The sequence below is a fragment of the Quadrisphaera sp. RL12-1S genome (assembly GCF_014270065.1).
Classification (GTDB): domain Bacteria; phylum Actinomycetota; class Actinomycetes; order Actinomycetales; family Quadrisphaeraceae; genus Quadrisphaera.
The window spans coordinates 366,635-384,292 of record NZ_JACNME010000003.1 but is presented as its reverse complement, the minus strand read 5'-3'; the positions used below and the strand labels follow the sequence as shown (position 1 = coordinate 384,292).

The window sequence follows — 17,658 nt, the reverse complement described above, 5'->3', positions numbered from 1 at the left end:
GCCGGAGGGTGGCTCAGGCGCCGAAGAGGCGGCGGTACTCCGCCGACGCCCGCGGCAGCCGGTCGGGAGGGAGCAGCGTGAAGGCGCCCCCGAACCCGGAGCTGACGCCGAACTGGCAGGCGTACAGCACCTGACCGGCTCCCGATCCCGCGTGGGCGAGCAGCCAGGAGTGCAGGGCGGTCACGAACTCGGGTGCGTCACCGCCGGAGCCGTCCGCGCACAGCGACCACTCCGGCAGCGCCAGCGGGAGCCCCCAGGAGGCCGCCAGCGCCCGGAACGCGTCGAGCCCGGCGGGGCCGCCCCAGCGGTCGCGCGCCGGCAGCCAGCCCGCGAAGTCCGCGGCGGTGGCCAGGTACGGGTAGCGGTCGTAGTAGCCCACGCCGAGCACGTCGGCCTGGCCGGCGCCGGGGTGCAGCACCGAGCTGTCGGCGTCCAGGCCGACGGTGTTGTGGTTGAGGGAGAACACCAGCCGCGCGGCGGGGAACAGCCGCTGCTGCAGGGCCCGGTAGCGCTGCCAGGCCCGCTGGAAGTCGCCCACCTCGCCCGCCCGCACGCTCCACGGGTACCAGTTCCCGTTCATCTCGTGGGCGAAGCGGATGAACGTGGTGCCGGAGGCACCCGCCCTCAGGCGGGCGAGCAGCGCCAACGACGCGGTCCAGGTCTCGTCGCACGCGCCGTCCGCCGCCTGCGCCCAGGTGGTGCCGGCGCCGAAGGCCCCCACCGACACGTCCAGGGCCCGCGTCCAGCCGGCCAGCTCACCGCCCGGCTGGAGCACGGGCAGGTGGGTGCTGGCCCACGGGCTGTCGGCCCAGGTGGCCGTGAGGTCGAGGCGGCGGCCCAGCAGGCGCTCGTACTCGCCCGACGCCACGCCGTCGCCGGCGGCGCCGAGCATGAACGGCAGCCCGCTCGCGGCGCTCTGCAGCAGCGAGGTCCCCGCGGCGGCGGGCCGGCCAGTGGTGACGGCCCGCGCCGGTGTCGCGGCGGCCACCTGGGCCCCGAGCACCGCGCCCCCGACCGCCGTGGCAGCTCCCGCCAGCACCGCGCGGCGGGACGCGGCCGGTGCCCCGCCGCCAGCGGTGCCGGGGCTGCCGGGGCTGCCGTGGGGGTGGTTCGTCACCCCCCGATCATCCCCCAGGAGGGACGACGGGGGGACGAAGGGGGGCGGACGGGGTGGAACGGACACCGCGGGCCGCGTCCGCGGCGGCGCGCAGGGCGCGCGCCCACCCGGCCGCCATGCCGGTCACGTCGAACTGCTCCACGTGCCGCAGTCCGGCGAGCGCCTTGTCCCGCAGCGGGGCGGGGTCGCGCAGGTGGCGCTCCAGCGCCCGCGCCAGCGCGTCGACGTCCTCGACCGGGACGAGCTCCCCGGTGCGGCCACCGTCGAGCACCTCCCGCACCCCCGCGCTGCTGTCCGCGGCCAGGCACGGCACACCGAGGGCCACCGCCTCGACCAGTGCCAGCGGCAGCCCCTCGTGCCGCGACGGCAGGCAGAACAGGTCGGCGTGCGCGACCTGCGGCAGCGGCGCGTCGACGGCGCCCTCGAAGGAGACGGTGGCCGTGACGCCCAGCTCGGCGGCCAGGGACTGCAGCGCCTCCTGCTCCGGGCCGTCGTTGAGCACGCGCAGGCGGTGCGGGACCCGGCGCACGACGTCGGCGTGCGCGCGCAGCAGCAGGTCGTAGCCCTTCTGCGGCGCCAGGCGCCCCGTGGCCACCACCACGGGCACCCGCGGGGCGGCAGCGCCGCCGTCGTCGCTCTCGTCCTCCCGGGAGGAGGGGAGCAGCGCCGGCGCTGAGGCCGCAGCGCGCACGGCCGCCAGGTCCACGCCGTTGCGGACCACGTGCACGCGCTCCGGGGGCAGGCCGTTGGCCAGCACGGGGGCGACCACGCCGGCGTCGATGCAGACCGCCGCGTCGGCGCGGCGGTGGACCAGGCGCAGCAGCGGCCGCAGCGGCCGGGGCACCCACTCGGCCAGGGCGTCGTCGAGGTCGGCGTGCACGGACACCACGAACGTCCGCCGGGCCAGGCGGGCCGCGAGCCACGCCGCCACCAGCCCCGGGCCGATCTCGGAGGTGGCCAGCACCACCTCGTGGCGGCGGGCCAGCGCGACCAGGCGCACCAGGGACTTCAGACCGCTAGCGCGCAGCCGCTGCCCGGGAGCGGCCAGGCGCACCACGGGGACCTCGGGCCCGGGCGTGAGCAGGGAGGCGTCCGCGGGGTCCTGCAGGACCGCCAGCTGGCCGCCGCGCGGTCCCCACTGCTCGAGCAGCGAGAGCACCACGCGCGTGGCGCCCGTGCGGAACAGCGCGTCGGCCACGAGCAGCGTGCGAGGGGGTCGGGGCGCCGCCCCGGCAGCGTCGCTCACAGGCACCACTCTGGCGGACGGCGCGGCCCCCGGTCCGCACCGGGGTGCGGTCCGGGGGCCGGACGTGCTCGGGTCGTCAGGACAGCGGGGCCAGGCGGGCGTCCTGCGCGGCGCGCAGCTCGTCCACGAGGCGCCCCGACGGCACCTCGACCATGTCGTAGGTGATGACGGCGTCCTTCGGGACGTCGACCTTCAGGGTGCAGCCCGGAGCCAGGCCCAGCGGCAGCAGCCGCTGCTCGCGGGCGGTGGTGGCGTCCTCGGCCTGACCGTACACGTGGTACCCGCCGAGGCCGTCGATGGTGGTGCCCGCCGCCAGGTCGGTCTTGGCGGTGGTGAGCACCTCCACCCTGAGGTCGCCGGCGGCCACGAGGGCGGCGTCGTCGAAGTCGACGGCGCGGACCACCGTGGTGGGCACCTCGAAGTGGCACAGGTGGTACGGCGTGTAGAAGGAGTACAGCGGTCCCTCACCCAGCTTGTAGAGGTTGAGGTAGTGCTGCTGCTTCGGGTCGTCGTGGGTGGCGAGCACGTAGACGCCGGGGCCGGGCTTCGAACCGACGACGTAGTCGACGACACCGCCCTTGGCCTTGAGCTCCTCCACGTCGTAGCGGGAGGTGAGCTCGTCCACGTGGCCGCGGTGGTCCCAGCCGTTCATGCCGCGCTGCGGCACCGTCATGCCCCACGCGTTGGCGACGATCGCCTGCTCGAAGGAGATCTTCGTGCCGTCCGCGAAGCTCGTGACCATCCAGGGGTCCTGGCCCCACTTCTCGGCGAAGCCCTGCTGCGTGGTGGGGGTGCGGTACGGGTCCTGCAGGCCCTTGATGTTGCCCGCCACCAGCGGGGTCAGGCCGATGCCGCGCACGAAGCGCAGCAGGTTGACGGTCACGCCGGGCTGGTCGCCGTCGGCGCCGGTGAACATCACGCCGGCCGCGGCGAAGCGGCGGGCGATCTCCGGGCCGACGGTGGCGTCGAGCTCGGCGTTCATCGTCACGACGGGCGTGCCGGCCTCCAGCGCCGCGAGGGTGACCCGTGCCCCGTGCTCGACGGCGCCGGTCACGTCGACGACGCAGTCCACGCCGTCGGCCGCGACCAGCTCGAGGGCGTCGGCGACGACGGCGGGGGTCCCCTCGCGGATGCTCCGCTCGAGCTCGGCGCGGGAGTCGACCACCTTCGCGGCGACCCCGGCCTCCTCGTAGGCCCGCAGCCCCTTGGCCTCGGTGCGGTTGGCGACGGCCACCAGCTCCATGCCCGGGGTGCTGTTGATGATCTGGTTGGCCAGACCCCGCCCCTGGAAGCCGGCGCCGACCATGCCGACCCGGATGGGCCGGCCCTCGCGCTGCCGCTTCGCCAGGGCGCTGTCAGTGATGATCACGAAGGGGCCTTTCCGCCGTTCTCGGCCAGCAGGGGCCAGGAGGCGTCCTTGTCGGAGATGACGGCCACCGGCACCGGCCAGGACAGGCCGAGGTCGGGGTCGTCGTGGCGCAGGCCGCGCTCCACGCCCGGGGTGTAGGGCGCGGAGACGTTGTAGGTGGCCTCGGTGTCGTCCACGAGGGTGATGAACCCGTGGGCGAACATCGGCGGCACGTACAGCGCCACGTGGTTGTCCGCGGTCAGCTCCACCGAGACGTGCTGCAGGTACGTGGGGGAGTCCGGGCGGACGTCCACGATCTGGTCCAGCAGCGCACCCCGGGTGCAGCGCACGAGCTTGGCCTCCGGGGCCACGGGCAGCTGGTAGTGCATGCCGCGCAGCGTGCCGGCCCGCCTGTTGAAGGAGATGTTCGCCTGGACGAGCTCGGTGTCGAGCCCGGCCTCGGCGAAGGCCGCCCTGTCGAAGGAGCGGGCGAAGAACCCGCGCTCGTCGGTGTGCGGCTCGATGCGGACGATCGCCACCCCCGCGATGGGGGTGGTCTCGATCCTCACTTGCTGGTCCAGAACAGCTCTGCGTCGATCTGGCCGGTGCTCAGCAGGTGCTCGAGCTGCTTGAGGCGGGTGTGGCCGCGGCCGTTGAACGTGGCCTCGTCCAGCTGGATCGCCTCGAAGACGTCGTGCAGCTGCTGGGCGCCGCGGGCGGCGTCCCACTGGCACTCGAAGTCCGGCAGGACCTTCTTGATCTTGTCGAAGTTCACCTTGTAGGAGCGGTTGTCCGCGCTGGGCGGGCCGAAGCTCAGCTCGCAGCCCGGGAACGCCGCGGCGACCTTCTCGGCGATGTCGCGGACCTGGTAGTTCTGCTCCTCCGAGCCGACGTTGAGCACCTCGCCGCGCACGGCCTCGACCGGCGCGGTGAGCACCCGGCGGATCGCCTGGGCGATGTCCAGGCCGTGCACCAGCGGGCGCCACGGGGTGCCGTCGCTGTTCATGGCGATCTTGCCCGTGGTCCACGCCAGGCCGGCGAGGTTGTTGAGCACGATGTCGAAGCGCATGCGCGGGCTGGCGCCGAAGGCGGTGGCGTTGCGCAGGAAGGTCGGGGCGAAGGTCTCGTCCGCCAGCGGGGCGACGTCGCGCTCGACGCGCGCCTTGCAGATCGCGTAGGCGGTCTGCGGGTTCACCGGGCTGGTCTCGTCGACCGTGCCGTCCGCCACGCCGTACACCGAGCAGCTCGACATGTAGACGAACCGGCCGACACCGGCCTCCTTGGCCACGGTGGCCAGGCGCACCGAGCCCTTGTGGTTCACGTCGTAGGTGACCTCGCCCAGCAGGTCGCCCAGCGGGTCGTTGCTCAGCTCGGCCATGTGCACCACGGCGTCGAAGCCGCGCAGGTCCTCGACCTGCACGTCGCGGATGTCCTTCGCGATCGTGGCGACCGTGCTGGTCACGCCGTTGTAGAGCCAGCCGTGCTTGTAGTAGCCGGTGTCCAGGCCCGTGACGTCGTGGCCGTCCTCGACCAGGAGCGGCGCCAGGAGGCAGCCCAGGTAGCCCTCGGTGCCGGTCACAAGGATCTTCATGGTGCTGCGGCCCCCGCGTGTCGTGGTTCGTCGTGCAGATCGGCGCCCACGCTAACGGGCCGTGACGGACGTCTCGCCGCTCCGGTGGGGCGGACGGGTGAGCGCGGGTCCGCGCGTCACACGTCTGCCGGAGCGCCCGGCGCCGCTGACCTGCGGCGCTCCGGGCGACCGTCCGGCAGCCCCGTGGCGTCCTGCGGGCGTCAGCCGCGCGTGACGACGCGCCCGCCGACGGTCGCCGTCGCCGTCGCCGCGCCCACCGCGTACGCCCAGTGCTCGCGCGCCCGCCGGCGGTCGCCCTTCGCCACCTGCTCGGCGGCCCGCACGGCGTAGCCGGCGGCCGTGAGAGCCCTCATGGCCAGGGCCGGCGCCAGCGCGTGGTGCTTGCGCACGTAGCGGGCCATCGACGCCCCGCGCAGCCGCATCATCTCGAGGCTGGGCGCCCCGGAGCCGCCGCTGGACCCCGGGACGAGCACGTCGGTGCGCAGCACCTCGTGCAGGCCGGCGGCGCGGGCGGCGCGCCCGAAGGCCATGTCCTCGTTGTAGACGTAGAAGTCGGTGTCGAACCCGCCGAGGCGCTCGAACACCTCGCGGCGCACGGCCATGCAGCCGCCGCTGACCCAGTCCACCCGCAGCGGCTGGTTGGCCAGCGGCTTGGCGTACACCCCCGCCGTGGGCAGCCGCTTGTGCAGCCCGGCCGCGTGCGCGGCCACGCGGCGGACCGTGGGCTCCCACCCGCCGCAGCCGATCTGGGGCCTGCCCGCCTCGGGCCCGTCGGCGTCGACGATGCAGGCGGCGCTGGCGGCCAGCGCCGGGTCGGCGCGGACGTCGGCGACCACCGCCGCCAGGTGCGCGGGGGTGGGGCGCACGTCCGGGTTGACGAAGAGGACCACCTCCGCGGTGGAGCTCAGGGCCCCGCGCGTGGCGGCGCGGGCGAAGCCCACGCCACCGCCGGCCAGGTAGCGCCCGTGCTGCCGCGCCTCCACCACGCCCCGCAGCCCGTCGGAGCCGTCGGAGTTGTCGACGACGACGAGGGGCAGGTCCGCCGGGAGCCCGGCCAGCATCTGCTCGACCTGGGCGCGGCTGCGGTAGGCGACCACCACCAGCTCCACCCCCTCGAGGGTGGTGAGCGGGTCGGGCTGCGACGTCTGGGGGGGCACCGGTCCTCCAAGGGGCCTGCCGGGCGGGATGCGGTCGTCCGGGGGCGCTGCGTGACAGCGGCCACCCGATCGGCGGAGCGCTGGGGACCGTCGCGGGGCTGCGGGAACCCCCACCGCGCGCCGAACGCTACGCGAGACGGGGAGTGGGTGCCCTGGTCCCGCCGTGGCGGGTCGCCCGCTCGGCCCCCGGTGGGCGACCATGGGGGGACGCGGCGCCGCGCTCGGCGCGAGCCCCGCCCGCGCCAGCGCAGCTCCTGCGCCCTCGAGCGCGCGAGCGGCTCCGAGGGACCGCCGTCCCCGACCCGCCCCGCCGCAGCACCGCCAGTCCGCCCGGCGCGTCGCTGCGAACCCCGACCAGCAGCACCACCCGCAGACCCGCACCCGCACCCGCACCCGCAGACCAGGGGGATCCCACCGATGGCCGCCACGCCGCCGTCCACGTCCGAGAGGCCCGCGGCCTCCTCGCCGCCCGAGCCGCACCACCCCTCCCGCCGCCGCGCCCTCGGCCTGGGAGCGGGCGCGCTCGCCGCGGCGGGCCTGGCCGCCTGGACCGGCGTGCGCGTGCTCGGCGCCGGTGACGAGACGGCCGCCGAGGCCCCCGGCCAGACCCCCGCCACGGCGCCCTCGCCGACCGAGACCGCCGTCGCGCCCGCGCCGTGGATGTCCGGAGCGGCGGGGGAGGGCGTGGCCGACGGCTCCTACGCCGCCGCCCGCGGCAAGGACCTCGACGTCTCCGCCACGTGGTTCGACAACAACGAGGCGATGCTGGCGCTGTACACGCTGCAGCCCGGCGCGGAGTACTCGAGCTGGACCAAGCCGCTCGACGTGGCGGTCGGTGCCATCGACTCCGCGGAGGGCGAGTCCTGGGCGCGGGCCGCGCGGGGCGCCTACGACGGCCGCTGGCGGAAGTCGCTCACCGCGCTCCGCGAGGCGTGGGGCACCCGCACGGCCACGATGTACCTCCGGTTCGCCCACGAGCTGAACGGCAACTGGTACGGCTGGCGGGTCCGCTCGAAGGAGGTCGAGGACTTCAAGACGGCCTGGCGCCGCTACCGGGCCCTCCAGCAGGAGGTCTTCCCCGCCGCCCAGCTGGTCATGTGCCTGAACCGCGAGTCGGTGCGGGACGCGAAGGCGGGTGACGCCGGGTTCGACTGGCGCACGCTGTACCCGGGCCAGGGCCAGGTGGACGTCATGAGCGTCGACTACTACAACCAGTTCCCCTCCGTGGGCTCCGACGCGGGCTGGGAGGCGTCGATGGTGCTGCGCGACGAGTGGGGCGCCCCCAAGGGCCTGCAGGGGCACCTCGACTTCGCGAAGAGCGTGGGCCTGCCGCTGGCCGTCTCGGAGTGGTCGGGCAACGCCGAGGAGGGTGACCTGCCCGTCTTCGTCCGGCGCATGAACGAGTTCTTCGGCCGCCACGGCGGCACCGGCGCCGGCCAGCTGCTGTACGAGGTGCAGTTCAACGTGGTGATGCAGGGCGAGAAGGTCCCGGACCAGTGGCTCCTGGTCGGCCGGGGCACCCGCATGCCGCAGTCGCAGGCGATGTACACCAGCCTCACCTGGTGACCCCACGACGAGGGCCCCGGACCAGCTGGTACGGGGCCCTCGTGGCAGTGGTCCGTCAGGCGCTGGCGCGGTCCGAGACCAGCCCGCGCTCGACGCCCCAGGCGCGCGCCTGGGCCGAGACGGCGTCCCAGTCGGTCCCGGTGGCGATGCGCATCTCCTCCAGGTGGGTGGCCAGGTTCGGCTCCACCGCGAGGAACGTGCGGCGCCGGCTCGGGCGGCGGCTGAGCGCTCGCACCACCGTGGCCAGCAGGAACGGCAGGATGAGGCCGTCGCGCACGCGCATCTTGAGGCTGCGCCCGCGCTCGTACAGCGGGTGCAGCAGGTCGTACGGGCGGTAGGGGCTGAAGCCCTGCACCACCACGCAGGTGTCGTGGTCGCGCAGCATGTTCTTGTGGGGGACCATGCAGAGCCGGAAGATCCCCTTGTCCTCGCGCAGCGCGCCCAGGCGCACGCCGAGGCTGGAGGTGGTGCTCTGGATGCGGACCCAGTCGCGGCCCTCGCTGCGGAACGGGCCCAGCTGCACCCAGCCCGGCGGCGGCTCCGACGGCGGCTCGTCCGGTCCGTGCACGGTGCGGTCGGGCGTGGAGCCGTACAGGCCGAAGTACTGCGCCGGCACGGACTCGGGGCCGTCCGCCGCCGCGACCAGCGCCGTGAAGGCCTCCGGGTGGTACAGGTAGTCGTCCTCGCTGAACCACACGACGTCGTCGTCGGACCAGTCCGAGTCGACGGCGAGGGTGATGGCGCCCCAGTAGGAGCCGCGCATGCCGGCGCCGTCCAGCTCCACCACGCGTCCCGCGCCGTCCATGAGGGCCCGCAGCTCGGCCGCCACCGGTCCGTCGTTGAGGAAGACGACGTCCGCGCGGGCCGCCTGCGCCGCGCGCAGGAAGGAGAGCAGGCACGTCAGCTTGCTGTAGCCCTCGGGCCTGTCCTTCTCGTTCTCACCGCCCCAGGAGCGGTACACCACCCTCAGCGCCACGTGCAGTCCTTCCTCGGGCCTTCTCGGTTCGGCCGGTGCGTAGGACCCGGCCGCGGGTCAGTCCGAGCACGCCTGCGTGCCCCGGGTCGACCGTACCGTCCCTCGGCCGAGAGGTTGACGTTGCGGCAGGGCCGCGTCACCCGACCGGGCCGTTCGCGGCAGACGGGCCACGGCGCAGCCGCGTAGATTCTCCGCTGATCCCCGTCTCCACCGAGGAGGTGCGCGTGAGCGCCCTGACCGAGACCGCCCCCCCGGGCGGACCGGCACCCCGAGCGCAGGGCGCCACCACCCCGCAGCCCGGCGCGGCCGCACCGACCGTCGAGGTCACGGTGCTCGTGCCCGCCCGGGACGAGCGCGGCTCCATCGAGCGCTGCCTGGGATCCGTCCTGGCGCAGCAGGGGGTCGACTTCGAGGTCGTCGTCGTCGACAACGGCTCCACCGACGGCACCACCGAGCTGCTGGAGGCCCTGGCCGAGCGCGACCCGCGCGTGGTGGTGGTGCACCAGCCGGTCCCGTCCATCCCGGTGAGCCTGAACGCCGGCCTCGCCCGCGCCCGCGGCCGCTGGCTGGTCCGCGTCGACGCGCACTCCACCATCAGCGACGGCTACCTCGCCCATGCGGTGGAGCGGCTGCGCGAGGGCCGCTGGGCCGCGGTGGGGGGCCGCAAGACGGCCGTCGGGCGCACGCCCGTCGGGCGCGCCGTGGCCGCCGTCCTGAACTCCAAGCTGGCGGTGGGCGGGTCCACCTACCACTGGGGGACGCAGGAGCAGGTGGTCGACCACGTGCCGTTCGGCTGCTACCCCACCGAGCTGGTGCGCCAGCTGGGCGGCTGGGACACCGAGATCGCCAACAACGAGGACTTCGAGTTCGACCAGCGGCTGCGCCGACGCGGCGAGATCCTCTTCGACCCGGCGCTGGCCATCGACTGGGACTCCCGCGAGACCGTCGGCGCGCTGTACAAGCAGTACCGCCGCTACGGGACCGGCAAGCCCGGCGTCGCGCTGCGCCACCCCGGCAGCCTCAAGCTGCGCCACCTGGCGCCCCCGCTGCTCGTCGCCTACCTCGCCGGTGCCGCCGTGCTCGGCCTGCGCCGACCGGGCCTCGCGCTGGTCGCCGTCGCGCCCTACGCCGCCGGCGTCGCAGCCGTCGGCTCGCGCATCGGCAGGTCGGCGCCCGCCGACGCCGACCGCGCCGCGATCCCGCTGGCGCTGGCGGCCATGCAGGTCGGCTGGGGCGTGGGGTTCTGGCGGGGCGTGAGCTCGCTGCTGCGCCGCGCCGCCCGGTCCGGGCGCGCCGCGTGAGCGCCACCGCGGCGGCGCTGGCCCGGGCCGTGCGGGGCCCGGCGGCCGCGCGCCCAACCCGGTCCGAGGACGCCGCGCCCCACCTGCACCCCGTCGACGAGGTCCGTCCCACCCGCACGGACCTGCGCATCGTCAGCGTCTTCACGGTGCTGCTCGTGCTCACCAACCGCATCGGCGTGCCGGCGGGCCAGGACGTCGCGATCTCGGTGGGCATCCCGCTCGCCTACGCGTTCTCCGCGGTGATGCTCTTCCGCGGCGTGCTCCGCATCGACAGGCTCCGCGGGGAGCTGTACCTCCTGGCCGTCGGGGCCACCCTGGCCACCACCGCCTACGTCGCGATCGCCGGCCTGGACTTCTCGCTGACCTCGTACCTGCTGCTGGTGGTGGTCTACCTGCCGTGGGTGCTCAGCACCGGCGGCCGGGCCGGCCGCGACGTCGTGGTGGCGGCGGCCCGGGCCTTCGTCGGCACGATGCTCGTGCTGTCCGTGGTCGGCGTGGTGCAGTTCGTCAGCCAGGTCGTCGGGGTGTGGAGCTTCACGGACTACCTCAAGGACTGGGTGCCCACCGGCTGGATCGTGCCCTTCTACAACTTCGACAACCCCCTCGGGTACGGCAACCCCATCCGCAAGGCCAACGCGTTCGTGCTGCTGGAGCCGTCCTTCCTCTCGCAGTACGCGGCGCTGGCGGTGCTCGTGGGGCTGGTCATCGGCGCCCGCGCGTGGAAGCAGGCGGTGCTGCTCGCCGGCGTCGCCTCCGCGGTGTCCGGCACGGGCGTCGTGCTGCTGGCCGTCGGCGGCCTCGTGGTGCTCGCCCGCGCCCCCAAGCTGGTCCGGCCCGCGCACCTGCTGGCCGGCGCCATCGGCGTGCTGGTGGTCTTCGCGACCCCCGTGGCGGACACGCTGCTCAGCCGGCGGGACGAGCTGTCCGAGCCCGGCTCCAGCGGCTACGCGCGCTTCGTCTCGCCGTACACCGAGGTGCTGCGCGGCCTCGCGGCCGAGACCCAGCGCAACGTCGTCGGTGCCGGTGCCGGCATGACCGAGCGCCTGCTGGCCTCCAACCGCTACGGCGGGGGCGACGACGTGCTCTACGGCGTCATCCCCAAGCTGTTCTTCGAGTACGGGCTCATCGCCGGCGGCCTCGTCCTGCTGTTCCTCGTGCTCGCCGTGCTCGACCGGGCTCCGCTGCCCGTGCTGCCGGTGGCGATGCTGGCCATGGTGCTGGTGCTCTCCGGAGCGCTGCTGCAGCCGCAGACGGCCTACCTCGTGTGGCTGCTCTCCAGCATCGGCGGCGGTGACGTGGTGCGCCGGGTGGTGCTGCGCCGGCAGCAGGCGCGCAGCGCGCCACCGGCCGAGCTCGCGCCGTCGTCGTCGTGACCCGCTGAGCGGCCCCGCGCGCCCCCGCGCGGCCCGGCCCCTCGACGCAGCTGACCGCGGTCACCTCCGGAGGTGACCGCGGTCAGCTGCGTCCGGGCGCGCTGGGCCGGTGCGTCCGCACCTGACCGTGGTCACCTGCCGGGCGGGGGTGCGGCACGGAGGTCCGGGGGCTCGCGTGCGGGGCGGCAGGCGGGCAGGGTGCCAGCGCCAGGTCCGCCCGCACCGTGAGGTCCGGGGGACCGGTCGTGGCCTCAGGAGCCTGGCGCTCCGGGAGGACCTGACGCTGCGGCGTGCGCAGAGCACAGGGTCACGAGGGGGGCCGGTCTGGTGGTCGACGCTGGTCGGCGCGCGCCCCTGCCCGGGGGGGCGGGGGCGGCTCAGGCGGTGGCGGCCTCGGAAGCGGCGAGGTCGTCGCCCGAGCCGTGCCGGCGCATCAGGCGGATCACCATGATCCACTGAATGGGTGTGACCACGCACTGGGCCAGCGACAGCCCCAGGGCCGCGCCGTACGCGCCACCAAGGTGCAGGCCCAGCAGCCCGAAGCCCATGAGGGCCGGACCGAGCACGAGGTTGGTCCAGAAGGTCTGCTTGGCGAAGCCCAGGGCCACCAGCAGAGTGCTCGCCCCGAAGCCCGCGCCGATGGCCACGAGGCCGACCAGTGAGGCGCCCAGCACCCCGCGGGCACCGTCCCAGTTGGCTTTGAAGGCGAGCTCTCCCCAGCTGTTGGGGATCGAGAGCATGACCAGGCCGTAGCCGAGCTGAGCAATCACCATGACCGCCGAGAGGGCGAGACCCACCGCTAGCGCCTTGCGGCCCCTGAGGTTGCGCCGAGCGATCTCGGGAGTGGCGAACGCCGCGAGCGCGTACCCGATGAGGTTGAGCGGTCCCAGCACGACCTGCGCGCCCCGCAGCTCGCCGACGATGACCGGCGACCCGATCGCTCCGATGAGCAGGATGGTCGCCTGGTTCGCGCCGAGGACGGACAGGAAGCTGGCCAGGTAATACTTGACCAGGTCCTTCTGCTGGGCCATCCACGGCAGCGCCGAGCGCAGTCGTGGGCCACCTCCGAACAGGCGTCCTCCGACGAGGCCGGAGAGCAGAGCGGTGAGGCCCCAGGCGAGCAGGAGCGCCGTGGCGCTGGCGTTGCCCGTGGCGATGATGGCCGCCGCGACGGCGAGCTGGGTCACAGCCCAGACGGCGTCGATGCTGACGGAGCGAGCCGGACGTCCTTCGGCGATGAAGGCGAGCCGCCACAGGTCCTGGAGGAGCAGGCCGGGCAGGAGGATGCCGATGACGATGAGGGACAGACCGGAGACGCCGGTGGTGAGCAGCCCCACGACGGCGGTCACGAGGCCCGCGGCGGCGCCGAGGAGGATGCCGGCTCCTGCACTGGCACGAGCTGCTTCGAAGAAGCGGTCGTCGCCCTCGCCGGTGTAGCGGACGACGAGCGGCTGGTTGATCAGCGCCCGGCTGCCACCGATGACGAGCGAGTACACGGCGAAGGCCACCGAGAAGGCGCCCCAGCCCTCCTGGCTCAGCGAGCGTGCGACCAGCACGCTCAGCGCCATGTTGGTGAGGCTGACCAGCACCTGGTCGCCGGTGGTCCAGCCGGCGCGGCCGAGCAGCTTGACCACCTGCTGGCGGCGCGTGGGCGGCACCACGAGCGGAGGGGTGGGGGAGGTCACCGCAGGACGGTACCTGCGGCACCCGGGTGCCCGCGGCGGTGCGCACGGCGACGCCCCCCGACCGGGTGGTCCGGTCGGGGGGCGTCGCCCAGGCGGCCCAGCGGCTCCCGCGGAGCCGCTCAGGTGCAGGTCAGCGGCGGGTCAGCGGGCTCAGAAGAGCTTCTGGTACATGGCCGCGGACTGGGGCATGTTCCCGCCCTTGTAGAGCATGAACTTGCCGCCGCCCATGTCGCAGTTGAACTGCACCTCGTAGAGCAGCTGGCCCGGGCCGGAGCCGGCGTTCTTGGCGAAGAAGTCGTGCATGCCCTGGATGAAGCCGGGGGAGTCTCCGTTCTCGGAGATGCCCGACCACTCGTTGACCGACAGCGGCAGCCCGACGCTCCTGGCGAAGTCGAGGTGGGCCTGCAGGCCCTTCGGGGCGCCGTAGCCGTCCTTGGCGCCGAGCGCGCCGTTGAAGTCCTGCAGGTTCGCTGCGTAGGGGTACTGGTTGTAGTAGTCGACGCCCAGGACGTCCACGTACTGCTTGCCCGGGAACGACTGCGTCCAGTTGAACCCGGAGTTCACCGACTCGCGGTTCACCGAGAAGACCAGCTTGGACTTGGGGAAGATCTCCTGCTGCAGCGCGCGGTAGCGCTTCCAGCTGGCCACGAACGCGTCCTTGTTGCCGGAGTTGACGCTCCAGTCGTACCAGTTGCCGTTCATCTCGTGGGCGAAGCGGATGTAGACCGTGCCGGGCTTGTTGCCCCACAGCGTCTTCATCTTGGTGAGCGACTGGCGCCAGCGGGCGTCGTAGGCGCCGGTGGAGGCCGCCTGCCACGTCTCGCCGCCGCCGATGGCCCCGACCGCGATGTCGATGTTGCCCTGCCAGGAGCCGAACTCCTGGCCCGGCTGCATGGCCCAGGCCTCCACCATCGCGGAGTTGTTGTCCGACCAGGTGCCCACGATGCCGAGGTCGCTGCCGCGCCACTTGGCGAAGCTCCCGTCGCTGACGCCGGTGCCGGAGGCGCCGGAGAACCACTGGCCGGCACCGGCGCCGGTGATCGCGCCGCCGCCGCCACCGCCCGCACCGGCGGGCGCTCCGGCGGGCGCGCTGGCGGACGGGGTGCCCGCCGAGCTGGTCGACGGGCTCGCGCTGCTCGACGGGCTGGCCGTGGCGCTCGCCGACGGCGACGCCGCGGGGCGCTTGGCCTTCACCGCGGCCGGGGCGACGCCGGAGGCGATCTGGGCGGCGTCGTCGGCGGTGACGTCGGACACCGCGCGCTGACCGCCCACCACGAGCACCCCCCGCACGTCCGAGGACGCGGCGTGGATGGCGTCGGCCACCGAGTCGGGCAGCGTGCTCGCCTCGGTGAGCAGCACCGGGCGGTGGTAGGTGCCGCCGACGAGCGCGTCCGCGTAGTCCGCGCCGCTGGCCAGCACCACGGGACCGGTGCTGGCGTCGGCGCGCACCGAGGCGGCGTACTGCGCGTCCTGCTGGCCCGGGTCCGACGCGGACGCCGAGGCGGAGGAGGACGGGGAGGACGACGACGACGCGGACGCCGACGGCGAGGCGGCGGCGGGCGCCTGGCCGCCGTCCGCGGGGGCGTCGTCGTCGGCGAGCTCGGAGGCGTCGCCGGCCTCGGCGTCGCGCGTGGTCTCGACCTTCGCGGCCGCGGCCTGCTCGCCGGAGACGGCCAGCTGCATGAGCTTGGCGGAGGTCTCGAAGCGGTCCTTGCCCACCACGGACTCCAGCTCCACGCCGGCGGGGAGGTCGGCCGACTGGGCGGCCTTCGCCGCGGGACCGCCGACGGCGGTGGCGGTGCTGCCGGCCTTCGTGCAGGCGGCCAGGGCGGCGCGCGTGGCGAACGGCATCGCGTCGCCCATCGTGTAGAGCAGGGGGCGGTGCGCGGTGACCACGCCGGAGGCGGCCGCACCGTCGGGGAAGCTCTGGCCGGTCACGAGCAGCGCGTCGCACTGCCCGGTCGGGCTCTCCTCCGCCACCTGCGAGGCGATGACGGCGGCGGTGGCGTAGCGGTCCTTGCCGGCCAGGCGCACCGGCTCGCCGCCGGAGGCGGTGACGGCGTCGTCGGTGGCCGGGGCCAGGGCCTTCGGCCCGCCCAGCACGTAGACCGAGCCGCCCTTCGCCAGGTGGTCGCGCAGCTCGGCCGCGACGCGTGGGTCGAGGCCCGCGCGCCCGCTCAGCAGCAGCGGCGCGCCGACGGCGTCGGCCAGGGCCGAGCCCGCCAGGGCGTCGGCGAAGTCGTCCGCGCTGGCCAGCACCGCGGTCGGGAAGCCGGAGGGGAACCTGTCCCGGGAGACGGCGATGGCGGTGGCCACGCGGTCGTCACCGGTGACGCGCTTGACGCCGTTGTCGGTGGTGACCACGGCCACCTGCTCGGTGGCGCCGAGCGTCCCGACGGCGGGCAGGCCGCTGCCGGCGTCGGAGTTGACGGCGCCGGTGGCCGCGCCGACGACACCGGCCACCCCGGGCAGGTCGCCCCCGCCGTGCGTCACGAGGGTGGCGGCGACGGCCGTGGCGACGGTCAGCGACACCGCGGAGGCCCAGGCCAGGCGGCGGCGCCGGCGCGGGGGTCGGGCGCGGCGGCCGGTGGCTCCATCAGCGCGGTGCGTCGACATGCGGTCTCCAGGTGCTTCGGTGGCAGGAGCGGCCGGGGCCGTTCCGGGCGCGCCGTCCGAGCTGCCCGGTCGTGCAAGACGTCGGCGGTGCGGCGTCGGCACTTGTGCGACCACGGTGTCGGTCACCCGGACGGAGGAGCCCGAACCGGTGGCGCAGCGCCATCGTGGACGCACCGAGGGTGGTCGCGGGCGAAAACGGACCAACGCGCACGAAATCGGCCGTGATCGCTCGGCGCGTCGGACCCGCTCGTGCTCCGTCCGTGGTGTAGGCGAGCGGCGGTCCGGGGGAGTGCGCCACCCTGGGGGAGGACCAGCACCACCCCGCACCACCCAGCACCACCCAGCACCACCCAGCACGGCCCCGCACCACCCCGACCGAGGAGCGATCCTGCGCAGCACCGTCGTCGCCAAGTTCCTGCCGTGGCCGCCGAACAGCGGTGACAAGCGGCGCACCCTCGGCGTGTGCCGGGCGCTGCTCGAGCGCGGACCCGTCACCGTGGTGGCCTTCAGCGGCGCCGACGAGGACGCCGCGGGGCTGCGCGCGCAGGGCTTCGAGGTGGTCACCGCGCCCTGGCGGCGCCACCCGGTGGACCTGGCGCTCGGGCTGGCCCGCAGCGGGTCGCTGAGCTCGGCGCGCTTCTACGACCGCGCCCTGGAGCGCCTCGCGCTGTCGCTGCCCGCCGCCGACCTCCTCGTGGTGGAGCACGTGCAGCTGCTGCCGCTCGCGCGGCGCCTGCGCGGAGCGGTGCGCGTGCTCGACATGCACAACGTGGAGTCGGTGCTCGCGCAGCGGGTGGCCGCCACGACGACGGGCCTCAAGAAGCTCGTCTGGGCCGTCGAGGCCCGCGCGCTGCGCCGCGTCGAGGCCGGGCGCCACGCGGACGTCGTCGCGGTCACCAGCGCCGTCGACGAGCAGGCGCTGGCGCGGGTCGCGCGCCACGAGCGCGTCGTCGTCGTCCCCAACGCCTGGGACGAGCCGGCCCCGCTGCCGCCGGCGGTGGACCCGGTGGTGAGCTTCGTGGCCCTCATGAGCTGGACCCCCAACGTCGAGGCCGCGGTCTGGTTCACCCGCGAGGTCTGGCCCCTGGTGCTCCAGCGGGTCCCGCAGGCGCGGCTGCAGCTGGTGGGGCGCAACCCCGCGCCCGCGGTGCAGGCACTGGCGGGGGAGTCCGTGGTGGTCACCGGCACCGTCGACAGCCTGGAGCCCTGGTACTCGGCCACGCGCGTGGCCGTCGCCCCGCTGCTCGCCGGCGGCGGGTCGCGCCTGAAGATCCTCGAGGCGCTCGCCGCGGCCCGTCCGCTGGTCGCCACGACCGTGGGCGCGGAGGGCCTGGAGGACCTGGTGGGTCGCGGCGTGCTGGTGGCCGACGACCCCGCCGACCTCGCCCGCGAGGTGGCCGACCTGCTGCTCGACCCCGAGCGCGCAGCGGCGCTGGGCGCGGCCGGGGCGCACGCGGTGGGCACCGACCACAGCTGGCGCGCGGCCGTGGCGCCGCTCACCGCGGCCGTCGACGCGCTCGGCCGGGGGCCCGTCCGGGAGTAGGCTCGGAACCGGGCACCTCCGCCACCGAGCCTGCGCACCCTGCGGACTCGCAGGAGCCCCACAGCCGGCGCGGAGGTCGCTCGGAGGGCGGTGTAGTCCGCTGACCTGCGCCTGGGCTGGGAACGGCGGGCACACGGGT

Annotated in this window: 13 protein-coding genes; 4 read left to right on the top strand and 9 right to left on the bottom strand. The window is 74.9% G+C overall.

What is annotated here, in order from left to right:
- Positions 1-13: 13 nt before the first annotated feature.
- The 6 genes from H7K62_RS08000 to H7K62_RS07975 all read right to left on the bottom strand — a co-directional run bounded on the left by H7K62_RS08000 (position 14) and on the right by H7K62_RS07975 (position 6,459).
- Complete coding sequence (locus tag H7K62_RS08000) at positions 14-1,117, bottom strand: glycoside hydrolase family 26 protein (RefSeq protein ID WP_186717388.1); 1,104 nt, start codon at positions 1,115-1,117, stop codon at positions 14-16.
- 7 nt (positions 1,118-1,124) lie between these two features.
- Positions 1,125-2,363, bottom strand: coding sequence for a glycosyltransferase (locus tag H7K62_RS07995; RefSeq protein WP_186717387.1), 1,239 nt, complete (start codon positions 2,361-2,363; stop codon positions 1,125-1,127).
- A 76-nt stretch (positions 2,364-2,439) separates the two neighbouring features.
- Complete coding sequence (locus H7K62_RS07990) at positions 2,440-3,732, bottom strand: NAD(P)H-dependent oxidoreductase (protein ID WP_186717386.1); 1,293 nt, start codon at positions 3,730-3,732, stop codon at positions 2,440-2,442.
- The gene (gene rfbC, locus H7K62_RS07985; RefSeq protein ID WP_186717385.1) at positions 3,729-4,280 is read right to left on the bottom strand and encodes a dTDP-4-dehydrorhamnose 3,5-epimerase; all 552 of its coding nucleotides are present in this window, start codon (positions 4,278-4,280) and stop codon (positions 3,729-3,731) included. Before rfbC ends, H7K62_RS07990 begins: the two co-directional genes overlap by 4 nt.
- A complete protein-coding gene (locus H7K62_RS07980) occupies positions 4,277-5,302 on the bottom strand; it encodes an NAD-dependent epimerase/dehydratase family protein (RefSeq protein ID WP_186717384.1) in 1,026 nt (341 codons plus the stop codon). Before H7K62_RS07980 ends, rfbC begins: the two co-directional genes overlap by 4 nt.
- Before the next feature lie 200 nt (positions 5,303-5,502).
- Entirely contained in the window at positions 5,503-6,459 is a 957-nt protein-coding gene (locus H7K62_RS07975; RefSeq protein WP_222437236.1) for a glycosyltransferase, read from the bottom strand.
- Between the two features lie 417 nt (positions 6,460-6,876).
- Between H7K62_RS07975 and H7K62_RS07970 the strand changes: the two genes are divergently transcribed.
- Positions 6,877-8,025, top strand: coding sequence for a glycosyl hydrolase (locus H7K62_RS07970; protein WP_186717382.1), 1,149 nt, complete (start codon positions 6,877-6,879; stop codon positions 8,023-8,025).
- A gap of 55 nt (positions 8,026-8,080) precedes the next feature.
- Here H7K62_RS07970 and H7K62_RS07965 read toward each other — a convergent pair whose 3' ends face one another.
- Positions 8,081-9,001 (bottom strand): hypothetical protein, encoded by a 921-nt coding sequence (locus H7K62_RS07965; RefSeq protein WP_186717381.1) that lies wholly within the window; start codon positions 8,999-9,001, stop codon positions 8,081-8,083.
- A 224-nt stretch (positions 9,002-9,225) separates the two neighbouring features.
- On the opposite strand from H7K62_RS07965, the gene H7K62_RS07960 reads away from it, so the two are divergent.
- Together H7K62_RS07960 and H7K62_RS07955 are read left to right on the top strand one after the other, a co-directional pair.
- The gene (locus H7K62_RS07960) at positions 9,226-10,302 is read left to right on the top strand and encodes a glycosyltransferase family 2 protein (protein WP_186717380.1); all 1,077 of its coding nucleotides are present in this window, start codon (positions 9,226-9,228) and stop codon (positions 10,300-10,302) included.
- Entirely contained in the window at positions 10,299-11,675 is a 1,377-nt protein-coding gene (locus H7K62_RS07955; protein WP_186717379.1) for a hypothetical protein, read from the top strand. Before H7K62_RS07960 ends, H7K62_RS07955 begins: the two co-directional genes overlap by 4 nt.
- Positions 11,676-12,052: 377 nt before the next feature.
- Here H7K62_RS07955 and H7K62_RS07950 read toward each other — a convergent pair whose 3' ends face one another.
- Both H7K62_RS07950 and H7K62_RS07945 read right to left on the bottom strand, forming a co-directional pair.
- A complete protein-coding gene (locus tag H7K62_RS07950; RefSeq protein WP_186717378.1) occupies positions 12,053-13,360 on the bottom strand; it encodes an MATE family efflux transporter in 1,308 nt (435 codons plus the stop codon).
- Positions 13,361-13,510: 150 nt separating this feature from the next.
- Positions 13,511-15,976, bottom strand: coding sequence for a cell wall-binding repeat-containing protein (locus H7K62_RS07945; protein WP_186717377.1), 2,466 nt, complete (start codon positions 15,974-15,976; stop codon positions 13,511-13,513).
- 289 nt (positions 15,977-16,265) lie between these two features.
- On the opposite strand from H7K62_RS07945, the gene H7K62_RS23665 reads away from it, so the two are divergent.
- Positions 16,266-17,519, top strand: a complete 1,254-nt coding sequence (locus tag H7K62_RS23665; protein ID WP_186717376.1) for a glycosyltransferase — start codon at positions 16,266-16,268, stop codon at positions 17,517-17,519.
- Positions 17,520-17,658: the final 139 nt, after the last annotated feature.